The sequence below is a fragment of the Streptomyces sp. NPDC029674 genome (assembly GCF_044903205.1).
Taxonomy (GTDB): Bacteria; Actinomycetota; Actinomycetes; order Streptomycetales; family Streptomycetaceae; genus Streptomyces.
Genome location: NZ_JBJDPY010000013.1, coordinates 155401 through 178946 on the forward strand (window position 1 = coordinate 155401; position 23546 = coordinate 178946).

Genomic DNA, 23546 nt, shown 5'->3' on the forward strand with positions numbered 1-23546 from the left:
TTAGCGACGCTCCCGGAGCCGCGCAATGGTGTGACGTACTACCCGCTTACGAAGAACTTCTGCCCGGAGCCGCTCCCCGGGGCCTGCCCGCCCCCGCTGGGCGCCCCTGCCCGCCTACTACGCCCCATAGCATGTGACGTGCCCCCTATGAGTGGCCTCACAGCCACCGGCCCCCGGAAGTGGCCCGGGTCACCGGTGGCGGCGCGCGTCAGCGGCTTGAACTCAGCTCATCGAGCGGTACATGCCGATCGAGTCGTGCGTGGCGGTGTCGGCGAAGCCGAACTTCTCGTAGAGGAAGCGCGCCGGGCCGTCGGCGATCAGTGAGACGTACGCGGTCGCCGGCGCCCGGCGCTCCAGCTCCTCGGTGAGCGCCGCCATGATGCGCTTGCCGAGCCCGCGTCCCTGGTGCGCGGGGTGTACGCAGATGTCGACGAGCTGGAACGCGGTTCCGCCGTCGCCGATGATCCGCCCCATGCCGATGGGCTCGCCCTCGTGGTGGAGGACCACGCCGTGCCAGGTGTTCGGCAGCGCCTGCGCGACGGCTTCGGGTGCCCTGTCGGACAGACCGGCGTCGGTGCGCAGGCGGCGGAAGGTCTCGACGGACGGCACGCCCTCGCGCAGCTCATAAGGGTCACAGGGGGTGTAAGGGTTATTTTCGGCAAGCATGCCTTACATCCTACTGGGTTTCGCGAGGTCAGCGTCGCTGGAAGGTGACCTCCGGGTTGCCCGGCGTCGGCCCGTCGAGGATCGGCCGCGGGGTGCCGCGCAGATGCCGCTCGTAGAACGCCCCTATGTACGCCCGGGTGATCCGCTCGGACCGCTCACCGGACAGCGGCACCGTCGGGTCCACCACACCGGCCTGCTCCATCAGGACGGGCGCGTCGGTGAACGTGAAGTGCCCGGAGCCCGCGACGGTGAGCCAGCGCTTCCAGCCGTCCAGGCCCTGCCACGTCTCGTCCCAGTTCTTGCCGTCCTCGACCCCCGGCGTGTGCTGCTCCTCAGTGCCCAGCATCAGGAAGGGGCGGCCGTCGATCCCGGTGGGTCGGGTGTGGAAACTGCCGTCCATGTTCATCCCCGCCCGTACCCGGCGGTCGCTCGTCATGGTGGCGAGCGCGGAGGCCCCGCCGATGGAGTGCCCGCCCGCGCCGATCCGCTCGGTGTCGATCATGCGGGCGTGCCGCCAGGCGGCCTTGGGCCCGGTCAGCCGGTCGATCACGTACGAGAGATCCTTGGCCCGGCCCTCGGTGACGGCCTTGCCCCAGCCGGGCTTGTCGGTGAGGGCGCAGGCCTCACAGGTGAGGATCCGGCCGCCGGGGAAGGCCGTGCCGGTGGACTCGTAGGCGTGGTCGACGGTGGCCACGACGAAACCGCGGCTGGCCAGGTCCTCGGCGAGGTGGGTCAACGTGGCGCGCGGAGCGGTGAAACCGGGGGAGAGCACGATCAGCGGGAACCGTCCCGGCGCGGACCGCGCGCCGGCGCGCGCGAAGGTACGGGTGGCGCTGTACGCGGCGGGGGAGATCTGCTTGTCCAGCTCCGCCCACTCCAGCAGGAGCCGGGCCTCTTCCTCCGACGTGTAGGAGGTGGGCCGGCCGCCGCCGCCATGGCGGCCGGGGTAGTACACCGACGCCATGAGCTCCCGCGCGCCCGCCGAGGGCACCCAGGGGTCCCGGCGGCTCTTGTCGACGAGGTGCAGGGTGTCGCGCCCGACCGCGAACCGGCCTGTAGGGCGCGGGAGACGGAGCGGCGCCGTCGCCGTGTCGCTCGCGGAGGTGTCGCCGGAGCTGCCGCTGCCGTTCCGCCCGTCGGCGAAGGCGGTCGCCCCGCCTGCGACAGGCAGGGCGAGGGCGAGGGTGAGAGTGGTGACCAGGGCGCGTCGGCGCAGGACGGTTCGGGTTCTCGTCATGGCAACGAAGGCTAGGCCAGGGGGCGTTGGGGCGGCGTCGCCCTGCGGTATCACCCGCCACCAGACTCTGGGGGTACTCGGCGGGCGACCAGGTCAGCTCCTGGTATGAGCGGTGACGCGAGGACGGCCCCGGCACCCCCTCGCCGCCCCGCCGCACCCCCCTTCGTAGAGTCACCGGGTGAACGAACACCACGCACCCGACCCCCACTTGCCGATGCTGACCCAACCGCAGGCCGAACACCTGCGAAACCTGACGGCCGAACACTTCCTGACCCGCCGCGGCATACGCCCACGGATCGAGGGAGACGCCGTGCTCGGAAGCGACGGGCGCCGCAGCCCGCTCGCGAACCTGGCACACAAGTGCCGCGCCATGCCCGAGGAACACTGGCCCCACCTGGTCGAACAGCACTTCACCAACCTGGACAATGCGTCTCAGGGCGGCGAGAGCGCGCAGGAGCTGCTCGCCGGGGCCATCCTCCGCCTCCTGCCCGACGACGCCTTCCCGGGCGAGCTCGCGAACGGCTTCCGTTACGCGCGGCCCGTCGCCGAGGGGCTGCTCCTCGCGCTCGCCCTCGACACCCCCACCTCCGTCCGCATCCTCAACGACCACGACGTGGCGCGCGTCGGAGCGGAGCAGCTCTGGGCGGCGGCCCGGCAGAACCTGATCCGCGAACCGGTGGAGCACGTGGAGGTGACCGGTCCGCAGGGTGCGCGGCTGCAGTCGGTCCACGGGGACTCCCACTTCGTGGCCAGCAAGGCGCTCGTGCTCCCGGAGCTGGCCCGCGCGACCACGGGCAGGGAACTGCCGGAGGCCGGGGCGCTCGTCGCCGTCCCCAGCAGGAACCTGCTCGCGTTCCATCCGATCGAGGACGGCACGGTGGTGGACGCGGTCAACGACCTGGGCACGTACGCGCTCGGCGCCCACGAGGACGGGCCTGGCGCGCTGTCGCCCCGCCTGTACTGGTGGCACCAGGGGCGGCTGACCTCGCTCACCGTCATCGACCACGAGACCCGCTCGTTCTCCGTGGTGCCGCCGCCGGAGCTGATGGAGGTGATGAGGGAACTGCACGCCGGAACGTCGTCGACGCGCCCGCAACACACCGCCTCTGCCACCGACTTGGCCGGACTCGACGGCACCGCCGCCGCCGAGCACATCACCCGGCTGGCGCAGGGCCCGGCAGGGCTCGCCGCCGCCTTCACGGCCACGAAGAAGCTCAGCGACGCTCGCTTCGCGGCCGACCCGGACGGCGCGAACCTGGAGACGTGGGAGGCGTGGGTGTGGGCGATGCAGACCGGCTCGGCGCTGTTCCGCACGGCCACGTCCCACCAGGGCACGGTGGAGTGCCGCATCGCCGACCAAGTGCTGTCCTTGCCCGCCACAGGACCCGTACCGGCCGCGGACGCCCGCGCCTGGCTCGACGCCTTCTACCTCGCCGTCGTCTGCCGGGAACAGGACAGACTGATCCTGCTCTGCGACGTGCCGATGGACGACCTGCGCCGGGCCACGCCCCTCGACGCGTACGTCTTCCACTGGATCGAGACGCTGCGGGCCCTCTGGCTCCGGCAGCCCATGGACGACGTCGTCCAGCACCTGATCGCCACCATGGAGACCTCCCACCCCCATGTCGCGACCGGCACCCCGAGCGACTTCCTCAACCTGATCGACTACCAGCCGGCCGCCCTCATGCACCCCCTGGTCAAGGGTGACCGCGAGGCCTTCTCGAAGGCCCTCGCCGAAGCCCTCGCCCACCACGAGCGCTACTGGACCGGCCGCACCGACGGGACAGCGGACGCCGGGGGCGACGCACCGTACAGCCGCGTGGCACTCGGCCCCCTCGCGATGGCGTGCCTGGCGCACGACTGGGACTTCCCCGTCGACGAGAAGTCGCCGTTCCTGCCCAAGCACCTCCTCAACCGCGGCTGGCTCGGCGAGTTCACGACGTAGAACACGGCGTGTTGTCGTCGTGCGGTGTTGTCCACGGCGGTGGTGATGGGCGAGTGTGCTGTGTCATGGACTGTGACCGGCACGACACCGCGTTGCCCCTGTCGCGACTGTTTCGGCCGTCCCGACGCCAGCTGTTCGTCGCCGCGGGTGCCTCCGGGGCGGTCGCCGCGCTGGGGACCGCCCCGGCTCCGGCCCGGCCGCGCACCACGGTTCCCCTCTCGTTCACCCGCGTCACGAACGGAGCGGCGACCCTCTCGCCGGCCGCCGACCGGCTGGTCGTCGAGGCGCAAGCCACTCTCTGGTCCCTGCCCCGCACCGGCGGCGAGGCGCTGCCGCTGACACCGGCGGGGCTGGAGCCGAACCGGCCGGTCCACGCCCCGGACGGCACGTCGGTCGCGTTCGGCGCCTACCAGGACGGCGGATTCCACCTCTGGACGATGCGCGCCGACGGGTCACGGCTCCGGCAGCGCACCGAAGGACCCTGGGACGACCGGGGTCCCGCCTGGTCGCCGGACGGATCGCGCATCGCCTTCGCGTCCGAGCGCGGCGGCGACCCGGTGCGCGGCGGTTCGTACCGCATCCACGTCCTGCACCTCGCGAGCGGCGAAATCACCCGGGTGACCGGGCGCCCGGGACAGGACGGGCCGCTGCAGGACGGGCCGTGGGAGGACTTCGACCCGACCTGGTCACCGGACGGCAAGCGACTCCTGTTCGTCCGGGGCAGACCCGTCAGCACGGCTCAGGGCACCACACTCGACGCCCGGACCGTCGCGGCCGTCCCCGCCGGCGGCGCGGGCCCCGTCACCGTCGTCCGCACCGAGACCACGGCCGCGCAGGTCATGACCCCCGCCCTGGCCCCCGACGGACACCGGCTCGCCTACCTGCGCACCACCGCCGCGCCCCGCGCCTCCTGCACCCTCGTCGTCGACGGCCGGCCCCTCGCACTCGACGGCGATGTCGCTCCCGTGCCGCCGCGCTGGACGGTCAAGGGCGAGCTCCTGCTCACCGTGGACGGCCGCTTCACCCTCGTACGCCCCGACAGTCCGGGCACGTCCGAAGTGATCCCCTTCGATGCCACCCTGCCGGTGCGCCGCCCGCGGTACCGGGTCAAGGAGTACGACCTGGGCCTTGGACGGGCGCGTCCGACCCGGGGCATCCACCTGCCCGCGCTCTCGCCCGACGGACACCGGATCGCCTTCGCTGCCCTCAACTCCCTCTGGCTGGCCCCCACTTCGGGCGGCCGGCCGCCCCGCAGGCTGCACCGCGCGGCGCCCACCGGCTTTCTGCTCGGCCCGTCCTGGGCGCGGGACGGGAAGTCCCTCGTGTACGCCGACGACCGCGACGGGCTGCTCGGCGTGTACCGGCACGATCTCGCCACCGGAACGGAGACCGCACTGGCGACCGGCGGCCGGGTCCACCCGGCGCTCTCGCCCGACGGCGAGCGGCTCGCCTCCCTGGACATGACCGGCCGCCTCATGGTGCGCGACCTGGCGTCGGGCACCGAACGCGCGCTGGTGACGCCGCTCGGCGGAGGAGGCCTGCCGGGCCGGCCGAGCTGGTCACCGGACGGCCGCCACCTCGCGCTGTGCGACCGCAACCGCCTCAACCACCGCTTCCGCGAGGGCTACAACCTCATCCGGATCGTCGACGCCGCCACCGGAGCGGACCGGCTGCACGCCGTGGCCCCGCACGCCTCGGTCTCCGACCGGTACGACTCCGGTCCCGTCTGGTCGCCGGACGGCCGGTGGCTCGCCGTGATCGTCGAATCGGCGCTGCACCTGCTGCCCGTGGCGCCCGACGGCACACCGCGCGGCGCCCCGCGCATGCTCTCGACCGAACCCGCGGACCACCCCTCATGGTCGGGTGACGGGAAGACGCTCCTCTACCTGTCGAACGGCCGGCTGCGCCTGATCGGCGTCGACGGAGGCCGCCCGCGCACGGTCCGCGCACCGCTGGACCGGCGCAGGCCCGCGCCCGCCGACGTCGTCGTGCACGCGGGCCGGCTGTGGGACGGCACCGGCGACGAGGTGCGGGAGGACGTCGACATCGTCGTCCGAGGCGGCCGGATCGCCTCCGTGCGACCACACCGCTCCACGGGCCGCCCCGCCGCGGACCGCCACGTCGACGCCTCACGGCACACGGTCGTCCCCGGCCTCTGGGACACCCACACCCACCCGTGGCAGACGACGTACGGCGGACGCCAGACGGCGGGCCAACTGACGTACGGCATCACCACGGCCGTGTCACTGGGCGGCTTCGCCTACGAACAGGCCCGCGTCCGTGAGGCGGTGTTCTCGGGCGAACTGGCGGGCCCCCGCCTCCTCACCACGGGCGAACTCCTCGACGGCGCCCGCGTCGCGTACAGCATGGGCCGTGCCCACCGCAGCGGGGCCGCGCTGAGACGCACCCTGGAGCGCGGGGCGGCGCTCGACTGGGACTTCGTCAAGACCTATGTGCGGGCACCGGGCTGGGTGATGGAGGAGGCGGCGCGCTTCGCCCACGAACGGCTCGGCGTACGCACGGGAGGCCATCTGCTCTCACCCGGCATCCAGCTCGGCCAGGACCTGACGACTCATCTGCAGGCCACGCAGCGCGCCGAGTTCGGGCACGCGGTGACGGCGACCGGCCGCGCCTACGACGACGTCGTCGAGATCTACAGCGCACGCGGCGCCGCCTTCTCCCTGATCGCCACACCGTTCACGTCGGCGCCCCTGCTCGGCGCGGACCCCGGCCTCGCGGACGACCCACGCGTCACCGCGGTGATGCCCCCGTGGGACGCCGCGGCGGTCAAGGCCGGCGCCGCCGTCCCGCCGAGCGAGGCCCAACTGGCCACGTCACGCAGGGAGGTCGACATCTACCGGCGCATCCTGGCCGCCGGCGGCCAGGTGGCCCTCGGCACGGACCAGCCCATCGTCCCGGTCGGCCTCGCCCTGCACCTGGGGCTGCGCGCCCTGCACCTGGGCGGCCTGTCCCCGGCACAGGCCCTGCGCACCGCGACCGTACTGCCGGCCCGCGTCTTCGGTCTGGAAAGGGACCTGGGCACCCTCGAAGCCGGGAAGGTCGCCGACGTCACCGTGGTGGACGGCGACCCGTTCACGGACTTCGACACGATGGTGCGGACGGTGTCGGTGCTCCGGGGCGGCACCCCCTACACGACCGAGGAGCTGACGTCCGCGTTCGAACGGCAGGGGGAGGACGAGGCGTACTGGCTGAAGGTCGGCCGTCTGATGCGGCGGGACGGCTGCTGCACACCGGTGACGTGAAGGGACCCTGTGACGTGAGGGGCCGTGTGACGTAAAGGGACCGGCCTACTCGAAGCGTGAGATGTCACCCGCTCCGCGCCGGACGATCTCCGCCTCACCACCGGAGAAGTCGATGACGGTGGTCGGCTCCGTGCCGCAGTCGCCGGAGTCGACCACCGCGTCCACGAGGTGGTCGAGGCGCTCCTTGATGTCCCAGCCCTGCGTCAGCGGCTCCTCCTGGTCGGGCAGGAGCAGCGTGCTGGAGAGCAGCGGCTCGCCGAGTTCGGTGAGCAGCGCCTGGGTGACGATGTGGTCGGGGATGCGGACACCGACGGTCTTCTTCTTCGGGTGCATCATCTGCCGCGGCACCTCTTTGGTGGCGGGCAGGATGAAGGTGTAACTGCCGGGCGTGGCGGCCTTGATGGCGCGGAACACGTCGTTGTCGAGGTGAACGAACTGCCCCAGCTGCGCGAAGCTCTCACACATCAGGGTGAAGTGATGGCGGTCGTCGAGCTGACGGATCGACCGGATGCGGTCCATGCCGTCGCGGCTGCCGAGCCGGCAGCCCAGCGCGTAGCAGGAGTCCGTCGGATACGCCACGAGCGCGCCGGAGCGGATCCCGTCCACCACGCTGCTGATGCTGCGCCGCTGGGGGTTGTCGGGATGCACGTCGAAGTACTTGGCCATTGCGCGAGTGTAGGTGACCCGCGTGTGCGCCGCGTCAGCCGGTGAGGGCGTGGCGCAGGGTCTTCGCGAAGGGCTCGGGGGCGCCGTGCTGACCGTATTCCCCGCCCATGAATCCGGCGTGGTGACTGGGGAACACGGCGAGCTCGGTGCCGAGTCCCTCGGCGACGGCGGCCGCCGCGCGGGCGGCGAACTCGCCCTCGGACTCCTGGCCGGCCGCGAGGACGACACGGGTCGACGCGGCACGCAGCGCGGCGAGATCCGGCCGGTAGCCGGTGCAGCCGCGCAGGTTCTGCCCCAGCAGCGGGTTGTCGCGCGAACCGTCGTCCTCGGCCGGCAGCCCGAAGTCGGCGGGAGACGGCGCGGGCTCGTCCGCCCAGCTCGCAGGGAACGGTCCCTTCCGGCTCGTCACCGCGATGAACTTCGCCATCGCGGGGCCCAGGCCGGCACGCAGATAGGTGGCGTGGATGTCCGCGCAGACCGCGAGCATCACCTCGCGGTCGGGGAGCACCTGCGCGGTCGGCGGCTCATGGGCGACGAGGGTGCGCACGAGATCCCCGTGCCGCTCCATCAGCGCGAGGGCGTTGACGGCCCCGCCGCTGGTCGCGAAGACGTCGACAGGGCCCGCGCCGAGCGCCTCGATCACCTGCCGCAGGTCGGCGGCGTGCTCCTCGACCGCGGTCTCGGCCGCGCCGTCGGTACGGGGGCTGCGGCTCACTCCCCGGGGGTCGTAGGTGACGACGGTCCGGTCGGTGAAGTACGACGCGAGCGTGGCGAACCCCGTGGCGTCCATCGGCGAACCCACCAGGAACAGAACGCTGCCGTCGGACACATCGCCGGACCCGCCGCCGCGGATGTCGTAAGTCAGTGTGGCGCCGTGTGCGGTCAGCGTGCGGGTCTCTGCCTCAGCCATGACGGTCTCCTCGGTGGTCGCGGCCGCGGTCGCGGTTGCGGTTGCGTGAAGGAAGACCGTGCGCACCCCGAGAACTCATCGGTGAGCCGCGCCGATGAACTCGAGCAGGTCCTGGTTGACCGCGTCGGCGTGGGTGATGAAGATGCCGTGCCCGGCGAGGGGGTACTCCTTGTAGACGTTGTCCGGCACCAACTTCGCCAGACGCTGGCCGCACAGGGCGACGGGAGCGGAGTCGTCGGCGTCGCCGTGCAGGATCAGCGTCGGCACCCGGATCGCGGCGGCCTCCTCGCGTACGTCGGTGCTGAACGCCGTCCGCACGACCTCGACGGCAGCCTTGGCCGAGCAGTCGAGGCAGCGTTGGATCGTCCACTCCATGAGCTCGGCGGAGACGGCGTTGCCCAGGTGCGTGGCGAAGAACGCCTGCGAGTTCTGGGCCATCCACCTCGGGCGGTCCTTGATCCGGCCGGCCTCCACGGCGTCGAACACCTCCTGGGCGATCCCCTCCGGGTTGTCCGGCGCGGCACGCATCAGCGGCGCGGTCGTCCCGATCAACGCCACCCGGCTCACCCGGTCGTAGCCGTGCCGGGACAGGTAGCGGATCACCTCGCCACCGCCCATCGAGTGCGCCACCAGCGTCACGTCGCGGAGGTCGAGACGGTCGAGCAGGGCCGCGAGGTCATCGGCGAGGGTGTCGTAGTCGAAGCCGTGACCGACCCAGTCCGAGCGGCCGTGCCCCCGCCGGTCGAACGCCACGCACCGCAGGCCCTGTTCGGACAGCGGAAGCATCTGGAACTCCCACGAGCTGCTGCTGAGCCAGGCGCCCGCCACGAACACCACCGGCTTGCCCTGCCCCCAGTCGGTGTAGAAGAGGCTGGTCCCGTCGGAGCCCTCGAAGTACGGCATGAATGGTTCCTTCCTGAGTGGCGCGGTGGCGAGGTGCCGCCTGTCGCTGCGACGGCCCCACTCTCGCCCGGCGATGACCATGCCGTCGATTACTCCCGAGGTAATTCGGTGGTGAGCGGAACTCCGGCGCTCCCGAGCACGACTACTGGGACGTCAACTGGGCCGATGACGAAGGGCGTTGGTGGTCATGTCGAGGGATGGCGGCAGGCGGAAGCCGAGTCGGCGTGGAGTGCTGCGGGGCGCGGTGTCGGGAGCGGTGGGGGCGGGGGCCGTCCTCGCCGTCGGTACGAGCGGTTCCGCGCAGGCGGCGCCCGCGGCCGGGCGGTTGAGCGTGGCGATACTGCTCTACGACGGGTTCACGGCACTGGACGCCGTCGGACCGTACGAAATGCTGTGCCGCGTGCCGGGTGTGCGGGTGACGATGGTCGGCCACGAGACGGGCCCGGTCCGTACGGACACGGGAGAGCTGAGCCTGGTGGCGGAGCGCGCCATGCGGGACGTACGCCACGCGGATGTGCTGTTGATCCCCGGGGGCGGCGAGCGGGGGACCACGGCCATGATGGCGGACACCACGGTCCACGAGTGGATCCGCCGCATTCACCGCCGGTCGGTCTGGACGACGTCCGTGTGCACGGGCTCGCTGATCCTGGGTGCGGCCGGGCTGCTGCGCGGTCTGCCCGCGACGACGTACTGGGCGTCCAGGCCGTACTTGGCGGAGGTCGGCGCGACGTTCACGCCCGGACGTTTCGTCGAGGCAGGGAAGATCATCACGGCCGCGGGGGTCTCCGCCGGCATCGACATGGGACTCCACCTCGCCGCCCGCCTCTCCGACGTCAAGGTGGCGCAGGCCGTGCAGCTCGCGGTCGAGTACGACCCGGACCCGCCGTACGACACCGGCAGCCCGGAGAAGGCCGACGCCGAAACGGAGGCGCTGGCCCTGAAGCTGATCGCCGACGCGGCGGTCTGAACGCGCGTCAGTCCTCGTCGGCGTCGGATAGGGCCTCGGTGATCATGCGGGTGGCGAAGTCGGGGTCGTCGGCGATGCGGTTGATGTGCTCCGCGAGAAGGAAGGCGGTCGCTTCCAGGGGGTTCATCTCCTCGTCGGTCCAGTCCCCGTACTGCGCGCGCCACAGATTGGGACTCAGGCCGAGGCCCGCGGCGGTGACCAGGCCGGCCATGGTGGGGATGACCTCCGAGGGGCAACTCTTGGGCATCATGCGCATCGAGGCCACGAGGTTGGGCACCACGTACTCGATGACGTCCTTCTCGTGCTGCTCGTGGACGTTCCGCAGCCAGGTCATATACATGAAGATGAGCGTGCAGGCGCCGTCCAGCACGTCATGGGCTCCGTCGGGGCCCAGCGACCGTGTGAACTGACGCACCAGTTCCTCGTGTTCGGCATCGGTTTCGGTCCTGCCGTCGTGGATGCCCTTGAGCCGGGAGTCGATCATCATGAGCGCCACACCCACATCGCCGACGGGTGCGTACTGGGGGTCGCAGGGCGATGGCACAGGATCTCTCCCGCATACAGACGAGGGCCGTGAAGGTGAGTCACGAGTCTGTCGCTCGACACCGGCCCGGAAGAAGCGTTCGCGCCGGCGTCATGCTTTCGGGACGGCCCGCTCGGTCACCTGAGCGGGCGTGGGCGACCTGTTCGGGCGCACGCGTCCGTCGTGGCTTCGGCGATCCGGTCGATGTCGGAGGCAAGGGGAACAGGTTCTGAGCCGCCGGTGACGTGGTACTCGTAGTGGTACGCCCCCAAGGAGATGAGCATCCCGTGACCGAATCTCCCGAAGCCTGCGGACAGCCCGGGCCCGGCACCGAGACGACCACCGCCGACCGGGCCTGGCTCGCCGTGGCCTGCCAACTCGCCACCCAGAGCCCGCCGTCGGCCACGGCGCTCTCCGGCGGCGCCGTCATCGTCGCCGACGACGGCACGGAACTCGCCCGCGCCCACTCCCGCCGGGAGGGCCCGCACGACCACGCCGAGGAAGCCGCTCTCGGCCAACTCGCCCCGGGCGACCCGCGCTTGGCCGAGGCCACGCTCTACAGTTCGCTCGAACCGTGCGCCGAGCGTGCCTCCCGGCCGCGGCCCTGCGCCCGGCTGGTCCGCGAGGCGGGCATCCGGCGCGTGGTCGTCGGATGGGTACCCGGCGTGGACGGTGCCGAGCGGCTCGAAGCCGCCGGCATCACCGTCATCGAACTCCCCGAGTACGCGGACGCCGCCAAGTCCCCCAACCGGCACCTGCTCTGACCCGCCCGGGCACGCGGACCACCGCAGGGCGCGGACGGCCGGTCACTGCGACTGTTTCGAGCTCACCACGAAGCGTGCCCCGTCGGGATCGCACAGGATGGCCTCCGTCGCGTTCCCTTCCCCCTGGATGACGCTGCCGCCGTTCGCCAGCGCGGCCTCGGCGCACGCCGCCACGTCGTCGACGGTGAAATGGATCTGCCAGCGCGGCCGGATCGCGGGATCGGGCGCGGACTCCACCGCTCCCGAGTGGATGCGGGCCACGACGTCGCCCTGGCTGCGCAGCACGACCTTCTCGTCCTCGTAGTGGACTTCGCAGCAGCCCGCGACGTTGGACGCCCAGCCGAGGACCTCCGCGTAGAAGATGGCCGCGTCGAAGGCGTTGCGGGTGTGGAGCTCCACGAAGACCGGTGCCGCGCGGCGCCACTCCTCCCAGTTGGCGACCAGCTCGCCCTCCCAGATCCCGAAGACCGCTCCGTCGCGGTCGGCCAGCAGCGCCGCCCGCCCCGGGGGGAACGAGATGGGCCCCACGGCGGTCGTCCCGCCACGCTCCTGGCTGCGGGCGACGGTCTCGTTCGCGTTGGACGCGGCGAAGAACGGGGTCCATGCGACGGCCGTCTGCCCCATCGCTTCGACGACGGATACCCCGGCCACCGGAAGTTCGCCCACATGGGCGAACCTGTACTGGTCGCCCAGCTTGCCGATGCGCCAGTCCCAGCCGAGCACGGCGTGGTAGAACCTCTCCGCAGACCGCAGGTCGCGCGTGGTCAGGCTGACCCAGCAGGGCGCGCCGAACACCGAGCTGCTGGCTACGTGCTCGGTCGCAGGTGTCTTGGAGCTGTTCATCTCTGTACCGTTCCGAGGTCGATGGACGCCGGCCTCCATCATCCCCACGGTCGGGCCCCGCGTCGCGCCATGGCACTGGTGTGACTTAACGCTGCGCCGGTCACCGAGCGCGTCGATGGGGCTGCGGCGACGCCGCTGTCCCCGGAAGAGTGAATCGAACGGACAGGTGCCGGGCGTCCGGGCCGCAGGCACTTGCCCCGCCCGTCTGGCATCGAACAGCTGCTCGACAAGTCGCCCGAGGCTGCCCGTATCGGCCCTGTGATCAGGGACGTTGTCTCGGTGTTCGGTCCATTTCCCGCCACCGAGGAGAATCCGTGAATCCCGTCCGCGTGCTGACCGCCCTCCACCCCCTGTTCGAGAACCCGCCCGCTCAGGCCGTCGCGGCCACCGCGTTCCGGCGCCCGGTCGACGTGCGTCGCGCCCTGTTCGCCTCCGCGTCACGACCGTCATCGAGGTGGGGAGCATGACCGACCCGACCACACCCGCGCCCGACGGACCCGTATCCGTGTCGGTCCCCGCGGCACGCACCGGAGCCCCGCGCCCCTCCGCCCCGCCGGAGCTCGACTACAACGGGCGCAAGCACCGCGGCGCCGTGGCCGACGCCACCTTGTGGGACATGGCCCGCCGCATTCCCGCGGCGTTGATCCAGACGGGCCGGCTCGCCTGGACGGTCGACCGCCGCATGACCGTGACGGTCATCGTGTGCCAGCTGCTGTCCGGCATCGGCACGGGAGTGATGCTCGGCGCCGTGGCCAGGGCCCTGCCGCAGCTGATGGGCTCCGACCCCCGCGAAGGCCTCACACGCGCGTGGCCCGCTCTCGCCGTCGCCGTCGTGGCGATGGCCACCGGCGCGGCGATGTGGATCCTCGCCGACTGGGCCACCCGGCGCCTGAACCCCAAGATCGCCTCGGCCGCGGACCTCACCCTCGTCGACCTGTACATGCGGGCCGAGCTCGCCGCGTACGACACCGAGGGCTTCGGCGACCGCAGCAAGGCGGCGGAGATCGGCGCGCTGCGCGCCGTCGACCTCGCCGACGACGCCAAAACCCTCACCAACGGATTCGTCCAACTGGTGTCCGCGGCGACCGTGCTCACCTCCCTGCACCCGCTGCTGCTCGGAGTGCTGCTGCTGTCCGTCGTTCCCCGCGGCATGGGCGGAGTGATCGCCGCACGGGTCGACTACCGCATCCACGACCGGACCGTCTCCGCCCGCAACGTCCGCGGAATGATGCGCTGGTGGCTGACCACGGCCGAGCTCGCCGACGAGCTGCGGGCCAACACGATGCGCGGCTACCTGCACTTCTGGTACCGGGCCATGTGCGACCGCGTGGAAGGCCGCGAGCTGGCGGGCGCCCGCCCGTACCTGTTCATCACGTTGCTGGCCGCGTCACTCGGCGGCCTGTTCACCCTCGGCATGTGGGCGTCCCTGGCCGCGCTGGTGCTCGCCGGCGCCATGTCGACGGGGATCGCGGGCACCGCCGTCGTCGCCTCCCAGACCGCGGGACGCGCGCTGAACTCGATCATCAGATACAGCACCGTCATGTTCCACCACGGCCTCTACCTCTCCGACTACTACGAGTTCATCGACGAGGTCCGCGCCATGACCACGGCCCGCGGCACCGCCCAGGCCGCACCGCCGCGCCGGATCCGCCTGGAAGGCGCCTCCTACAGCTACCCGAGCAAGGACACCGCCGCCGTACGGCCGATCACCCTCACCCTGCGCCGTGGCGAGATCGTCGCCCTGGTCGGGGAGAACGGCGCAGGCAAGTCGACCCTGATCCGCCTGCTCACCGGGCTGACCCTGCCCACGCACGGCAGGGTGCTGTGGGACGACACCGATCTGGCCACCGCCGACGCGGACTCGGTCTGGCGGCACGTGGGCCTGGTCCCGCAGAAGAACGGGCACTGGCCGCTCGCGGCACGGGAGAACATCACCCTGGGCCAGCCCCGCGAGCACGGCGACGAGCGGATCTGGGACGTGGTGGAACGGGTCGGCATGACCGAGGCCCTGCGCGAACTGCCCGACGGGCTCGACACACTGCTCGCCCGCTCGGTGTGGGGCGGCCACGAACTCTCGGGCGGCCAGTGGCAACGGGTCGCGTGTGCGCGGGCGATGTACCGCGAACCGGCCGTACTCGTCCTGGACGAGCCGACCAGCGAGATGGACGCCCGCGGCGAACACACGGTCTTCCAGGAGCTGCGGGCCACGGCCCCGGACCGGATCACCGTGGTGGTCACGCACCGACTGGACAACGTACGGATGGCCGACCGCGTCATCGTCCTCGACCGGGGCGCCGTCCGGGAACAGGGCACCTTCGACGAACTCGTCGCGACCGAGGGAAGCCTCCTGGGCGAGCTGAACGCCCTCGCCCAGGACCGCTGAGAGGAAAGGCAGGGTCAGCGGCCGTACGCGTCGGAGCGGGGGAGGGGGCCGACGCCGGCGCGGCGGCCGGGGCGGAGTGCGGCGTGCCGCCGGCCGGGACCGGGGCCTCCCCGGGCGGCCAGGGCGTCGGCGACGGCCCCGGTGGCGAAGGCGTAGACGGCCTTGTGCAGCAGGTCGACGGCCAGCTCCTTGCGGGGCCAGGTGGGCGGCGGGGCGCCGACGCCGGTGGCGTTCTCGAGGATCTGGTCGTTCGTGAGGCGCACGACGGCGAACTGCGCCGACGCCGCAGGTCCGCGCAGCCCGGACTGGGCCATGACCGAGCGCAGCACGCCGAGGACGGCGGCCTGACCGAAGTGCATGGCCCAGTTCACGGGGAGGGGCTGCCGGCCGGGGCGTTCGGGCATGCCGGTCAGACGCTGGAGGGTCCGCGCGGGCACATGTGAGTCGGGCCGCCCGGTGAGGGCCTGCTCCATCTTCTCGCCGAGCGTCATCACGACACCTCCGGCGGCACCGGCGACCAGTCCTTGCCACAACGCACGCTTGATCATGCCGTTGCGGGTACCCGGTGCCGACGCGTCGACCCACCCGATCGGGACGGACTCCACCCGGTCGCTGGGCGCCTCACCCGGATGCCGGGACCCGCGGGCGCGCGAACGGCACCAAGGGGTAGGCGTACGGGGCAGCGGCCCGTCCCCGATCTCGGCACGGCAGAAAGGCAGACCCATGAACGCATCGGCCCGTCCGCACCCCGCCGCCCCCGGGACGAGGCCCGAGCCGCGCAGGTCGATGGTGGTGTGCGGGCTGCTCGGGGTCGCGGTGATGGCCGCGGTGGACGAGATCGTCTTCCACCAGATCCTGCACTGGCACCACTTCTACGACCGCTCCACCACCGGCATGGGCCTGATGTCGGACGGCCTTCTGCACACCGGCGAACTGCTGGGCCTGGTCGCCGGTTTCTTCCTGTACGCCGATCTGCGGCGCCGCCGCTCCCTGTCGCCGTCCCACGCCCTGGCCGGGTTCTTCCTCGGCCTGGGGATCTTCCAGCTGTACGACGGGATCGTGGACCACAAGCTGCTGCGCCTGCACCAGGTCCGCTACGGCGTGGATGTCACCCCGTACGACTGGGCGTGGAACCTGGCGGGCCTGGTTCTGCTGCTGACCGGCGTGGCGCTGGCCGTCCGCGCGGCCCGCGTCGGCAGGACGGACTCGGGCTCGGGGTCGGGCTCGGCGTCGTGACGCTCGCGCACGTCCACCCGGGCCCGGCCGTGGGACACGGCCCCGGCGTCACCGAGCTGATCACGGTGCCGGCCGCCCTGCTGGCGGCCGCTGCCTATCTGCTGGCCGCGGGCCGGCTGCGGCAGCGCGGGGACAGCTGGCCCTGGTGGCGTGACGTCTCGTTCGCCGCCGGCGGTTCGGGTGTGGCGTGGGCGGCGGTGGGACCGCTGCCGGGCGGCCCGTTCACCGCCCACATGGTCCAGCACCTCATCATCGGCATGGCGGCCCCCCTGCTCCTCGTCCTGGCCCGCCCCCTCACGCTCACCCTGCGCACCCTGTCACCCGGCGCGGCGCGCAGGGAACTGCTGACCCTCGCCCGTTCCCGCCCCGTCACCTGGCTGCTCTTCCCGCCGCTGGCGGCCCTGCTCGACGTCGGAGGGCTGTGGCTGCTGTACCGCACGGAGTTGTTCGCGACGATGCGGCACGAGCCGTGGCTGCACGCCGTCGTGCACGCGCACGTCCTCGCGGCAGGGCTGCTGTTCACCTTCGCGGTCTGCCAGCTCGACCCCGTCCGGCACCGGTGGAGCCTCACCGTGCGCGGGGCTACCTTGCTGGCCGCCGGTGCCGCGCACGCCGTACTGGCCAAGTCGTTGTACGCGACGACACCGCCCGGCACCTCGTTCACCGCCGCCGACCTGCACACAGGCGCACAAGTCATGTACTACGGCGGCGACTTGGCCGAGGCGGCGCTCGCCGTCGTCATGGCCGCCACCTGGTACCGGGCCGCCGGCCGAGCCCGGACGGCCCGGCGCTCGGCCCGAAAGGGGCCGGCCCGAGCTCAGGAGATGGAGACGCTGAAGACCGGTGACAGCGTGGCTTTGCCTCCCGGGGAAACCGTCCCGGCCGAGGGCCCCGAGCACTGACTGTCGAGGTACAGGGTGACGGGGGCGTCGGTGTGGTTCTGGATGGAGGCCTGACCGGGGGTCGGGTAGCAACCGCTGGGGTTCTGGTGGTGCTCATTGTTGATGATCAGGTCGCCCGTTGCGGCCTGGGCGCTCAGTGGCCCGGTCAGCACGAGCGTCCCGGCCATGGCCAGGCCGCCGAGTACCGTGGTGAGTCGTTGTCGCATCGAACCGCTCCTTCGTTGCGGGACGGGACCCGGTCTCGCCGCGCGGCTTTTGCCGCTGACCAGGCCGGGGACGATGCCCAGAGGTTGCCCGGCCATGCGCCGGACTCGGCGATGAGCAGGCGAGATACCACGAACGAGTGTCCTGCTTCGGAGCACACCGGTATCGGCCTGGTCGCGGAGGAGCTCGTCAGCGGGGGCCGGCCGCCGAGCCGCCGCGCTGCCGACCGCACCGCCTTCAGGGGCGCGCCGCGATCTCCTCGCCGCGGCCCGGCGCCCCTTCGCCTCCGGCGAGCAACCGGGACAGTTCGACGCGGGACCGTACACCCAGCGCGGCGAACACGTTGCGCAGGTGGTGGTCGACGGTGCGGTGGCTCACCGAGAGGCGTGTCGCCACCTCGCGGTTGGTGGCGCCCTCCGCGACATGGCGTGCGATGCGCTGCTGTTGGGGAGTGAGCGCCGTCAGGGGCCCCGGACGGCCCGGCTCTCCCGTCACCGCCTCGCCCGCCGCACGCAGTTCGCCGCGGCTGCGGTCCGCCCAGGCCCGTGCCCCGCACCGCTCGAAGGCGACCAGGGCGTCACGCAGCGGGCCGCGTGCCTCGCGGGTGCGGCGCCTGCGGCGCAGCCACTGCCCGTACAGGAGCTGCGTAAGGCCTCGTTCGAACTCGCCCGGCAGGCGGTCGTGATGCGCCAGCGCCCTCTCGTACGCCGCGGCCGCCTGCTGGGCGGGAGCCAACAGGGCCTGGCAGCGGGCCAGTTGGGCCGGTGCGAGCGGGTCGGCCGTGGCCCCGGCCCAACGGGTGAACTCCTCCGTGGCGTGCCGGGCCTCCGCCGTACGCCCGGCCTGCACGGCCGCCTCCACGAAGCACGGAACGGCCAGCATCCTGACGGCGAAGTGACCGCGTCGCGGCCCCGGGGTGACCAGCGGTGCCAGCCGGGCCGCCGCGTCGGCCGGGCGCCCCGCGGCGAGATCCGTGCGGGCGACGGCCCACACGGCGAGGGTCGCGGCCTGGGCGAGTCCGTTCGGTCCCGCGCCCGCCGTCGCGGCGTCCGCATGCGTGGTGCAGGCGTCCGCGTCGCCCTCCACGGACGCGGCGAGTGCGAGAACGGCGTGCAGGGCGACCGCGGCGTTGGGCTGCGTGAGTCGATGCGCGGCTCTGAGACCTTCGAGGGCGTGCGCCCGGGCACGGGTGTGGCGGCCCCCGCGCAGCTCTCCGTAGGCCAGCTGCTCCAGGGCGCGCGGCAGGAGGACTTCGGGACCGTACGCGCGTACGGCGGCGAGTGCTCTGGTCCCGGCCTCGCACGCGGTCTCCACCTCACCGACCACGAGGGCGGCGGCACCGGCGCGCAGCAGCCCGGCCGCTTCGGACGTTCCGGGCAGTTCCTCCAGGCAGCGGCGCAGTGCGGCATGTCCCTCGGCGGTGCGGCCCGCGAGGACCGCGCACATGCCGACGCGGTACGCCTCCAGGAGCGGGTCGTCGGCGCAGGACGGTACCCGCGTCATAGCCTCCCGGTAGGCGGCGGCATCGCCCATCGCCCAGGCCGCCTCCGCCGCGCCGATCAGTGCGTACCGGGCCTGCTCGGGCGGGAGCAGTGCGGCGGCGGTGAGCAGGGACTCCCTGGCGTCGTCGGCAGGACCGTCGGCGAGTGCGAGCAGTCCGTGCACCCGGTGGACGCCGCCGTGGGCGGGGACGGCACCGGCGCGGGCCAGCAGGGCGCGGGCTCGTACGGGATCTCCTGCCAGCCGGGCCGCCTCCGCCGCCTCGGCGAGCCGGTCGGTGCGGGACTCCGGGTCGGCGGTGAGCGCCGCGGCACGGGCCAGGACGGCGGACCGCTGGGCGTGCGGCCGGTCCGCGGTCGCCTCCGCGGCGAGGGATCCGGCGAGCCGCGCGTCGTGGTCCTCGGCCGCGCAGGCGAGTTGGATCAGCTGGGAGAGGCGGTCGCGGCAGGCGTCGGCGAGGCGCACATGGGCGGCTCGGCGGCGCGCGAGTGGGGCGCGGCGCAGGACCGCCCGGCGCAGCAGCGGGTGGGTGAAGTGGATGCGGCCGCCCGCGCCGACGACGGCCCCGGCGGCTTCGGCGGACGCGAGCTCTGAAGGGGCACCGCCGGCCCGCAGCACCAGGGCGAGGTCCGCGCCCGCTCCCTCGGGCTCGTGCTCCCCGGCCGCCGCGGCGAGCAGCAGCAGGGCGCGGGCGCTGCCGGGCAGCTCGTCGACGCCGACCGCGGTCGCGTAGTCGTCGAGGACGTCCTCCCCGCCGGGCAGGGGGTCGGGCAGCTGGGTGCGCCCCGCCAGCTGGTCGGGGGTGAGGGCCGCGACGAGCGCGCTGAGCAGGCGGGGGTTCCCCGCGGCCGCACGGATGAGCCATGCGCCGACGACCGGGTCGGCGCGACCCCGGGTGAGCCGGTCGAGCAGGGCGGCGGCCGCGCTGTCGTCGAGCGGCTCCAGACGAAGGGTCGGCAGCCCTGCGAACTCGACCGTGCCTGCGGTGAGTTCGCAGAGCGTGAGCAGTACGGCCACGGGTCTCGCGGCGGTCAGGCGGCGCAGCTCCGTGGAGAGGGCGGCCCGGGCCGCGGGCTCCCACCGGTGGGCGTCATCGACGCAGACCAGCTGCGGCCCTTCGTACTCAATCGGCACAGGACTCCTGTGCCCAGCCGGTGCGGTCGGGCGCACCGTCGGCGTCGGGTGACAGGCCGCCCGTGCGTACTCCACCAGCGCGGTGCGGCCGAGGCCGGGAGGCGCGGTCAGGACAAGCATGCCGCCCCGACCGGCCCGTACGCCTGCCAGCAGGGAGTCCACGGCGGCGAGCGCCGCGCGGCGACCGTGGAGCTCGGGGGTCATGAGCGCGCCGGGTACGGACGTGGAAAGGGTCACGCCCGCACGTTACTTCCGCGTAACACCGCCCGGAAGCCCCGCGTCCGCCGCGCTGGGCAAGCCCCCAGTGGCACCCGCCTCCGGATGTGCGCGAGCACAATCGCACGGCCGGGGCGGACGCGCGTCGTCCGTCGCCCGGACAGCAGGCGACGGACTACGCGCTGGATGCGACGGCGATTTAGGCGCAAGGGGCCTTCAACGTCACTACGCGTGCGGGCAGTTGCCCCGGTACTCCTCGATCGTGAGGCTCGGCCTCGGCAGCGGGCAGAGGAACTGCTCGTAGCGGGTGTCGTTGTCGATGAACCGCTTCAGCCACGAAATGCTGTACTTCGCGATCGTCGTGTTGGACGAGTTCGGCGTGAAGTGGCTGGCGTTGTTGAGCTCCAGGTACGCCTTGTCCAGGGAGCCCGGCAGCGACTCGTAGAACGGTTCGGAGTGGCTGGAGACCGGCGCCACGCTGTCACCGTCCGCGCCGACGACCAGTGTCGGGGTCCTCAGCTCGGGCCAGGTCTTGTCGGTGTTCCAGCCGGTCAGCGGGATCGCCGCCTTCAGCGACGTACGGCTCTTCGCCGCCTCCAGGCTGCCGCCGCCACCCATCGAGTGGCCCATCACGCCGAGCCGGGAGGCATCGACCCGGCCGCGCACCGAACTCGACTTCGTCAAGTAGTCGAGGGCGGAGAGGAGCTGGCGGCCCCGGCTGTCGGGCTGGTCGAGGGTGGTGAGGGTGTCGATCGTGAAGACCACGAAGCCCTGGGAGGCGAGCCGCGGACCGAGCCAGGCGATGCTCGACTGGTAGGCGGTGAAGCCCGGCGAGATGACGACGGCGCCGAACGTGCCGTCGGCGGTGGACGTCGGGTAGTAGATGGTGCCGCCGCCGAAGCCGGAGACGCCGAGCGAGGAGACGTCGGTCTGCGAGACGGCGTAGGAGCCGCGGGAGGCCTCGATGCTGGAGACGGTCGGTGCTGGTCCGCGTTCGTACGGGTTCTCCGCGGCGGCCTGGGCGGGGGCGAGGCCGGTGCCGAGGAGGCCGGCGGTGGCGACCGCGGCGGCCAGACAGGCGCGTACGACAGGGCGGGAGAAGACGTGCAGCTGCACGGAGGGGTCCTCTCGATCGTGGCGGAACCGGGCGGGGAGGGGAAGGTGCGCCCCGGCTCCCGGTGGGACCGCCGTGTTCGTTGGGGGTCTCACCGTGGCGCCGCCGACGGCGTACGACATCGGCGAAATCACCGGTGTCGCGGGCGGCTGAGGGTCCGCGACACGGGCCCACGGGACGGCTTCGCACCGATGGTTGCCCATTCCGCACGGTTACGGCCCAGAAAGTCCGCCGAAGCGCCCGGCCCGGCTGATGCAACCGGCCCATCCACACCGGCGGAGGGCACGCGGCACATTGACCCCCGCAATCGCACGGTGTTCGCTCGGCCTTCCCGGCCGGCACACGGAGACCGCTGTCGACACAGGAGGAACAGATGACCGTTCATCAGCGCGTGACGGCCGCGGGCACCGCGCTCACCGCCCTCTGCGCCGCGACCGCAGTGACCGCCGCGACCACCATGATCGTGCTCTCACCCGCGGGCGACGCATCCGCCGCCCAAGCCTCCGCGCCCCGCACCGAACGGGTGAGCGTCGGCCCGGGCGGCGCCCAGGGGAACGCCGCCTCCACCAACCCCGCCATCAGCGCGAACGGCCGCTACGTCGCCTTCGTCTCCGCGTCCCGCAACCTGGTCGGGAACGACACCAACGGCACGCCCGACGCCTTCGTCCGCGACCTGAGCACCGGCACGACGGAGCGTGTCAGCGTCAAGAGCAACGGAAAGGCGAGCCACGGCGTCGTACGGGAGGTCTCGATCAGCCCCGACGGGCGGTACGTGGCCTTCACCTCCACGGCCGACGATCTCGTACGCGGCGACCCCAACGACCTCGACGACGTCTTCCTGCACGACCGGAGCACCGGCAGGACCCAGCGGATCAGCCCCACGGGCGCGTCCTACGACGGGCTGCGCGGCCACCTGACGTACGACCCCGCCGTCAGCGGTGACGGCCGGTACGTCGCCTACGCGTCGGGTGCCGAGGACATAGCCCCCGGCGACGCCAACGAACGGGACGACGTCTTTCGCTACGACCGCAGGACGAAGACCACGGAGCTGGTACAGCTCACCGACGCGGGCAAGCACGGCGAGGGCGACGCGTTCGGCCCCGCGTTCGCGGGCGACTCCGGCGGCCGGTACCTCGCCTTCACCTCCAACACCTCCCACCTCGCCGAGGTGGAGGACCACTCCTCCGCGACGGACATCTTCCTGCGCGACCACGAGAAGAAGACGACGGAGCTCATCAGCGTTCCCCACGCCTACAACCGCAAGACCCCCTCCTGGGGCGCCGCCCTGAGCGGCGACGCCCGCCATGTGGCGTTCACCTCGGCCTCCAGGGTGCTCCGGCCCGAGGGCCCGGCCCCGGAAAGCCCGCACAACGTCTTCCTCTACGACCGCGAGACGAAGCGCATGCGCCTGGTCAGCGCCGCGCAGGACGGCACACCGGCCAACGGCAACAGCGACGGCGTCTCACTGAGCCCGGACGGGCGCTACGCGGCCTTCACCTCCGAGGCCTCCAACCTCACGCCCGACGACGGCGACAGCAGCGCGGACGTCTTCCTGCGGGACATGCTGACCGGGGAGGTACGCCTCGTCAGCGGCGAGAGCGAACCGGTCTCCGAGGACACCCAACCGGGACGACGGACCGGAGTCGCCGAAGGCGGCGGCTCAGTGGTGTTCGACTCCCCGGCCTCCAACCTGGTGCCCGACGACACGAACGGCGCGCCCGACGTCTTCCTGCGCCACGTGCGCTGAGACCGCCCGCGCGGAACCGGGGGCGGGCCGGCCTCACATCGCGCCCAACGCGTCGCGGAGCCGCCCGACGACCGGCGCCAGCCGACCCGCGTCGACCGGCACGGCCCGTCGCAGGTTCACCAAGTCCTCCAGCGCTTCCGCTACTTGGTGTCGTGAGGGGCGGTGCGACAGGAAGCGGTGCAGCTGCTCCTCGGCACGTCCCCAATCGGGCAGCGCGCACAGCACCACCAGCAGATTGCTGCGCGCCAGGTCCGTGCCGCCGGGGCCGTCCACCCCCTGCGCCTCGAACAGTTCCAGCGCACACCGCCACCGGTCGGCCTCGCCGGGAGCTCCGGTCACTCTCATGGTCAGAGCGCTCTGGTACGGGAACCAGCCGCAGGCAGGCCCGAGTTCGACGGCACGCTCGCCATCGGCCAAGGCCTC

General features: G+C 72.6%; 20 protein-coding genes. 8 read left to right on the top strand and 12 right to left on the bottom strand.

What is annotated here, in order from left to right; translation table 11 throughout:
- Nucleotides 1–222 precede the first annotated feature (222 nt).
- Nucleotides 223–666 carry a GNAT family N-acetyltransferase gene (locus ACI2L3_RS28790; RefSeq protein WP_404755294.1) on the bottom strand — a complete coding sequence of 148 codons (444 nt, stop codon included), beginning with the start codon at nt 664–666 and terminating at the stop codon, nt 223–225.
- 28 nt (nt 667–694) lie between these two features.
- Complete coding sequence (locus ACI2L3_RS28795; RefSeq protein ID WP_404755295.1) at nt 695–1903, bottom strand: alpha/beta hydrolase family protein; 1209 nt, start codon at nt 1901–1903, stop codon at nt 695–697.
- Between the two features lie 178 nt (nt 1904–2081).
- Between ACI2L3_RS28795 and ACI2L3_RS28800 the strand changes: the two genes are divergently transcribed.
- Both ACI2L3_RS28800 and ACI2L3_RS28805 read left to right on the top strand, forming a co-directional pair.
- Nucleotides 2082–3848, top strand: coding sequence for an immunity 49 family protein (locus tag ACI2L3_RS28800; RefSeq protein WP_404755296.1), 1767 nt, complete (start codon nt 2082–2084; stop codon nt 3846–3848).
- Nucleotides 3849–3913: 65 nt separating this feature from the next.
- Nucleotides 3914–7111, top strand: a complete 3198-nt coding sequence (locus ACI2L3_RS28805; RefSeq protein ID WP_404755297.1) for an amidohydrolase family protein — start codon at nt 3914–3916, stop codon at nt 7109–7111.
- A gap of 45 nt (nt 7112–7156) precedes the next feature.
- On the opposite strand, the gene ACI2L3_RS28810 is transcribed toward ACI2L3_RS28805, so the two are convergent.
- The 3 genes from ACI2L3_RS28810 to ACI2L3_RS28820 all read right to left on the bottom strand — a co-directional run bounded on the left by ACI2L3_RS28810 (nt 7157) and on the right by ACI2L3_RS28820 (nt 9590).
- Nucleotides 7157–7777 (bottom strand): L-threonylcarbamoyladenylate synthase, encoded by a 621-nt coding sequence (locus tag ACI2L3_RS28810; protein ID WP_404755298.1) that lies wholly within the window; start codon nt 7775–7777, stop codon nt 7157–7159.
- A gap of 34 nt (nt 7778–7811) precedes the next feature.
- The gene (locus tag ACI2L3_RS28815) at nt 7812–8687 is read right to left on the bottom strand and encodes an alpha/beta fold hydrolase (RefSeq protein ID WP_404755299.1); all 876 of its coding nucleotides are present in this window, start codon (nt 8685–8687) and stop codon (nt 7812–7814) included.
- A gap of 75 nt (nt 8688–8762) precedes the next feature.
- Nucleotides 8763–9590: an alpha/beta fold hydrolase gene (locus ACI2L3_RS28820; protein WP_404755300.1), complete on the bottom strand. Its 828-nt coding sequence runs from the start codon at nt 9588–9590 to the stop codon at nt 8763–8765.
- Nucleotides 9591–9777: 187 nt separating this feature from the next.
- Between ACI2L3_RS28820 and ACI2L3_RS28825 the strand changes: the two genes are divergently transcribed.
- Complete coding sequence (locus ACI2L3_RS28825; RefSeq protein WP_404755301.1) at nt 9778–10557, top strand: DJ-1/PfpI family protein; 780 nt, start codon at nt 9778–9780, stop codon at nt 10555–10557.
- A 7-nt stretch (nt 10558–10564) separates the two neighbouring features.
- Here ACI2L3_RS28825 and ACI2L3_RS28830 read toward each other — a convergent pair whose 3' ends face one another.
- Nucleotides 10565–11101 (bottom strand): hypothetical protein, encoded by a 537-nt coding sequence (locus ACI2L3_RS28830; RefSeq protein WP_404755302.1) that lies wholly within the window; start codon nt 11099–11101, stop codon nt 10565–10567.
- Between the two features lie 266 nt (nt 11102–11367).
- On the opposite strand from ACI2L3_RS28830, the gene ACI2L3_RS28835 reads away from it, so the two are divergent.
- Entirely contained in the window at nt 11368–11844 is a 477-nt protein-coding gene (locus ACI2L3_RS28835; protein WP_404755303.1) for a deaminase, read from the top strand.
- Nucleotides 11845–11886: 42 nt separating this feature from the next.
- Here the strand turns inward: ACI2L3_RS28835 and ACI2L3_RS28840 are convergent, their stop codons facing one another.
- On the bottom strand, nt 11887–12687 hold the full coding sequence (locus ACI2L3_RS28840; RefSeq protein ID WP_404755304.1) for a VOC family protein: 801 nt from the start codon (nt 12685–12687) through the stop codon (nt 11887–11889).
- Between the two features lie 463 nt (nt 12688–13150).
- Here ACI2L3_RS28840 and ACI2L3_RS28845 point away from each other — a divergent pair, with 463 nt between their 5' ends.
- A complete protein-coding gene (locus tag ACI2L3_RS28845) occupies nt 13151–15070 on the top strand; it encodes an ATP-binding cassette domain-containing protein (RefSeq protein WP_404755305.1) in 1920 nt (639 codons plus the stop codon).
- Between the two features lie 14 nt (nt 15071–15084).
- Here ACI2L3_RS28845 and ACI2L3_RS28850 read toward each other — a convergent pair whose 3' ends face one another.
- Complete coding sequence (locus ACI2L3_RS28850; RefSeq protein ID WP_404755306.1) at nt 15085–15618, bottom strand: hypothetical protein; 534 nt, start codon at nt 15616–15618, stop codon at nt 15085–15087.
- Nucleotides 15619–15793: 175 nt separating this feature from the next.
- Here ACI2L3_RS28850 and ACI2L3_RS28855 point away from each other — a divergent pair, with 175 nt between their 5' ends.
- Nucleotides 15794–16306, top strand: a complete 513-nt coding sequence (locus ACI2L3_RS28855; protein WP_404755307.1) for a DUF2243 domain-containing protein — start codon at nt 15794–15796, stop codon at nt 16304–16306.
- Nucleotides 16303–17208, top strand: a complete 906-nt coding sequence (locus tag ACI2L3_RS28860) for a cytochrome c oxidase assembly protein (RefSeq protein ID WP_404755308.1) — start codon at nt 16303–16305, stop codon at nt 17206–17208. Before ACI2L3_RS28855 ends, ACI2L3_RS28860 begins: the two co-directional genes overlap by 4 nt.
- Here ACI2L3_RS28860 and ACI2L3_RS28865 read toward each other — a convergent pair.
- From ACI2L3_RS28865 to ACI2L3_RS28875, 3 genes are all read right to left on the bottom strand, one after another.
- Complete coding sequence (locus tag ACI2L3_RS28865) at nt 17124–17414, bottom strand: hypothetical protein (protein WP_404755309.1); 291 nt, start codon at nt 17412–17414, stop codon at nt 17124–17126. The two genes, ACI2L3_RS28860 and ACI2L3_RS28865, sit on opposite strands and share 85 nt — an antisense overlap.
- Nucleotides 17415–17649: 235 nt before the next feature.
- Nucleotides 17650–20250, bottom strand: a complete 2601-nt coding sequence (locus tag ACI2L3_RS28870; protein WP_404755405.1) for a LuxR C-terminal-related transcriptional regulator — start codon at nt 20248–20250, stop codon at nt 17650–17652.
- A 237-nt stretch (nt 20251–20487) separates the two neighbouring features.
- Nucleotides 20488–21378 carry an alpha/beta hydrolase gene (locus ACI2L3_RS28875; protein ID WP_404755310.1) on the bottom strand — a complete coding sequence of 297 codons (891 nt, stop codon included), beginning with the start codon at nt 21376–21378 and terminating at the stop codon, nt 20488–20490.
- 371 nt (nt 21379–21749) lie between these two features.
- Here ACI2L3_RS28875 and ACI2L3_RS28880 point away from each other — a divergent pair, with 371 nt between their 5' ends.
- Nucleotides 21750–23123, top strand: coding sequence for a TolB family protein (locus tag ACI2L3_RS28880; protein ID WP_404755311.1), 1374 nt, complete (start codon nt 21750–21752; stop codon nt 23121–23123).
- A 33-nt stretch (nt 23124–23156) separates the two neighbouring features.
- On the opposite strand, the gene ACI2L3_RS28885 is transcribed toward ACI2L3_RS28880, so the two are convergent.
- The gene (locus tag ACI2L3_RS28885; RefSeq protein ID WP_404755312.1) at nt 23157–23540 is read right to left on the bottom strand and encodes a hypothetical protein; all 384 of its coding nucleotides are present in this window, start codon (nt 23538–23540) and stop codon (nt 23157–23159) included.
- Between the last annotated feature and the right edge of the window lie 6 nt (nt 23541–23546).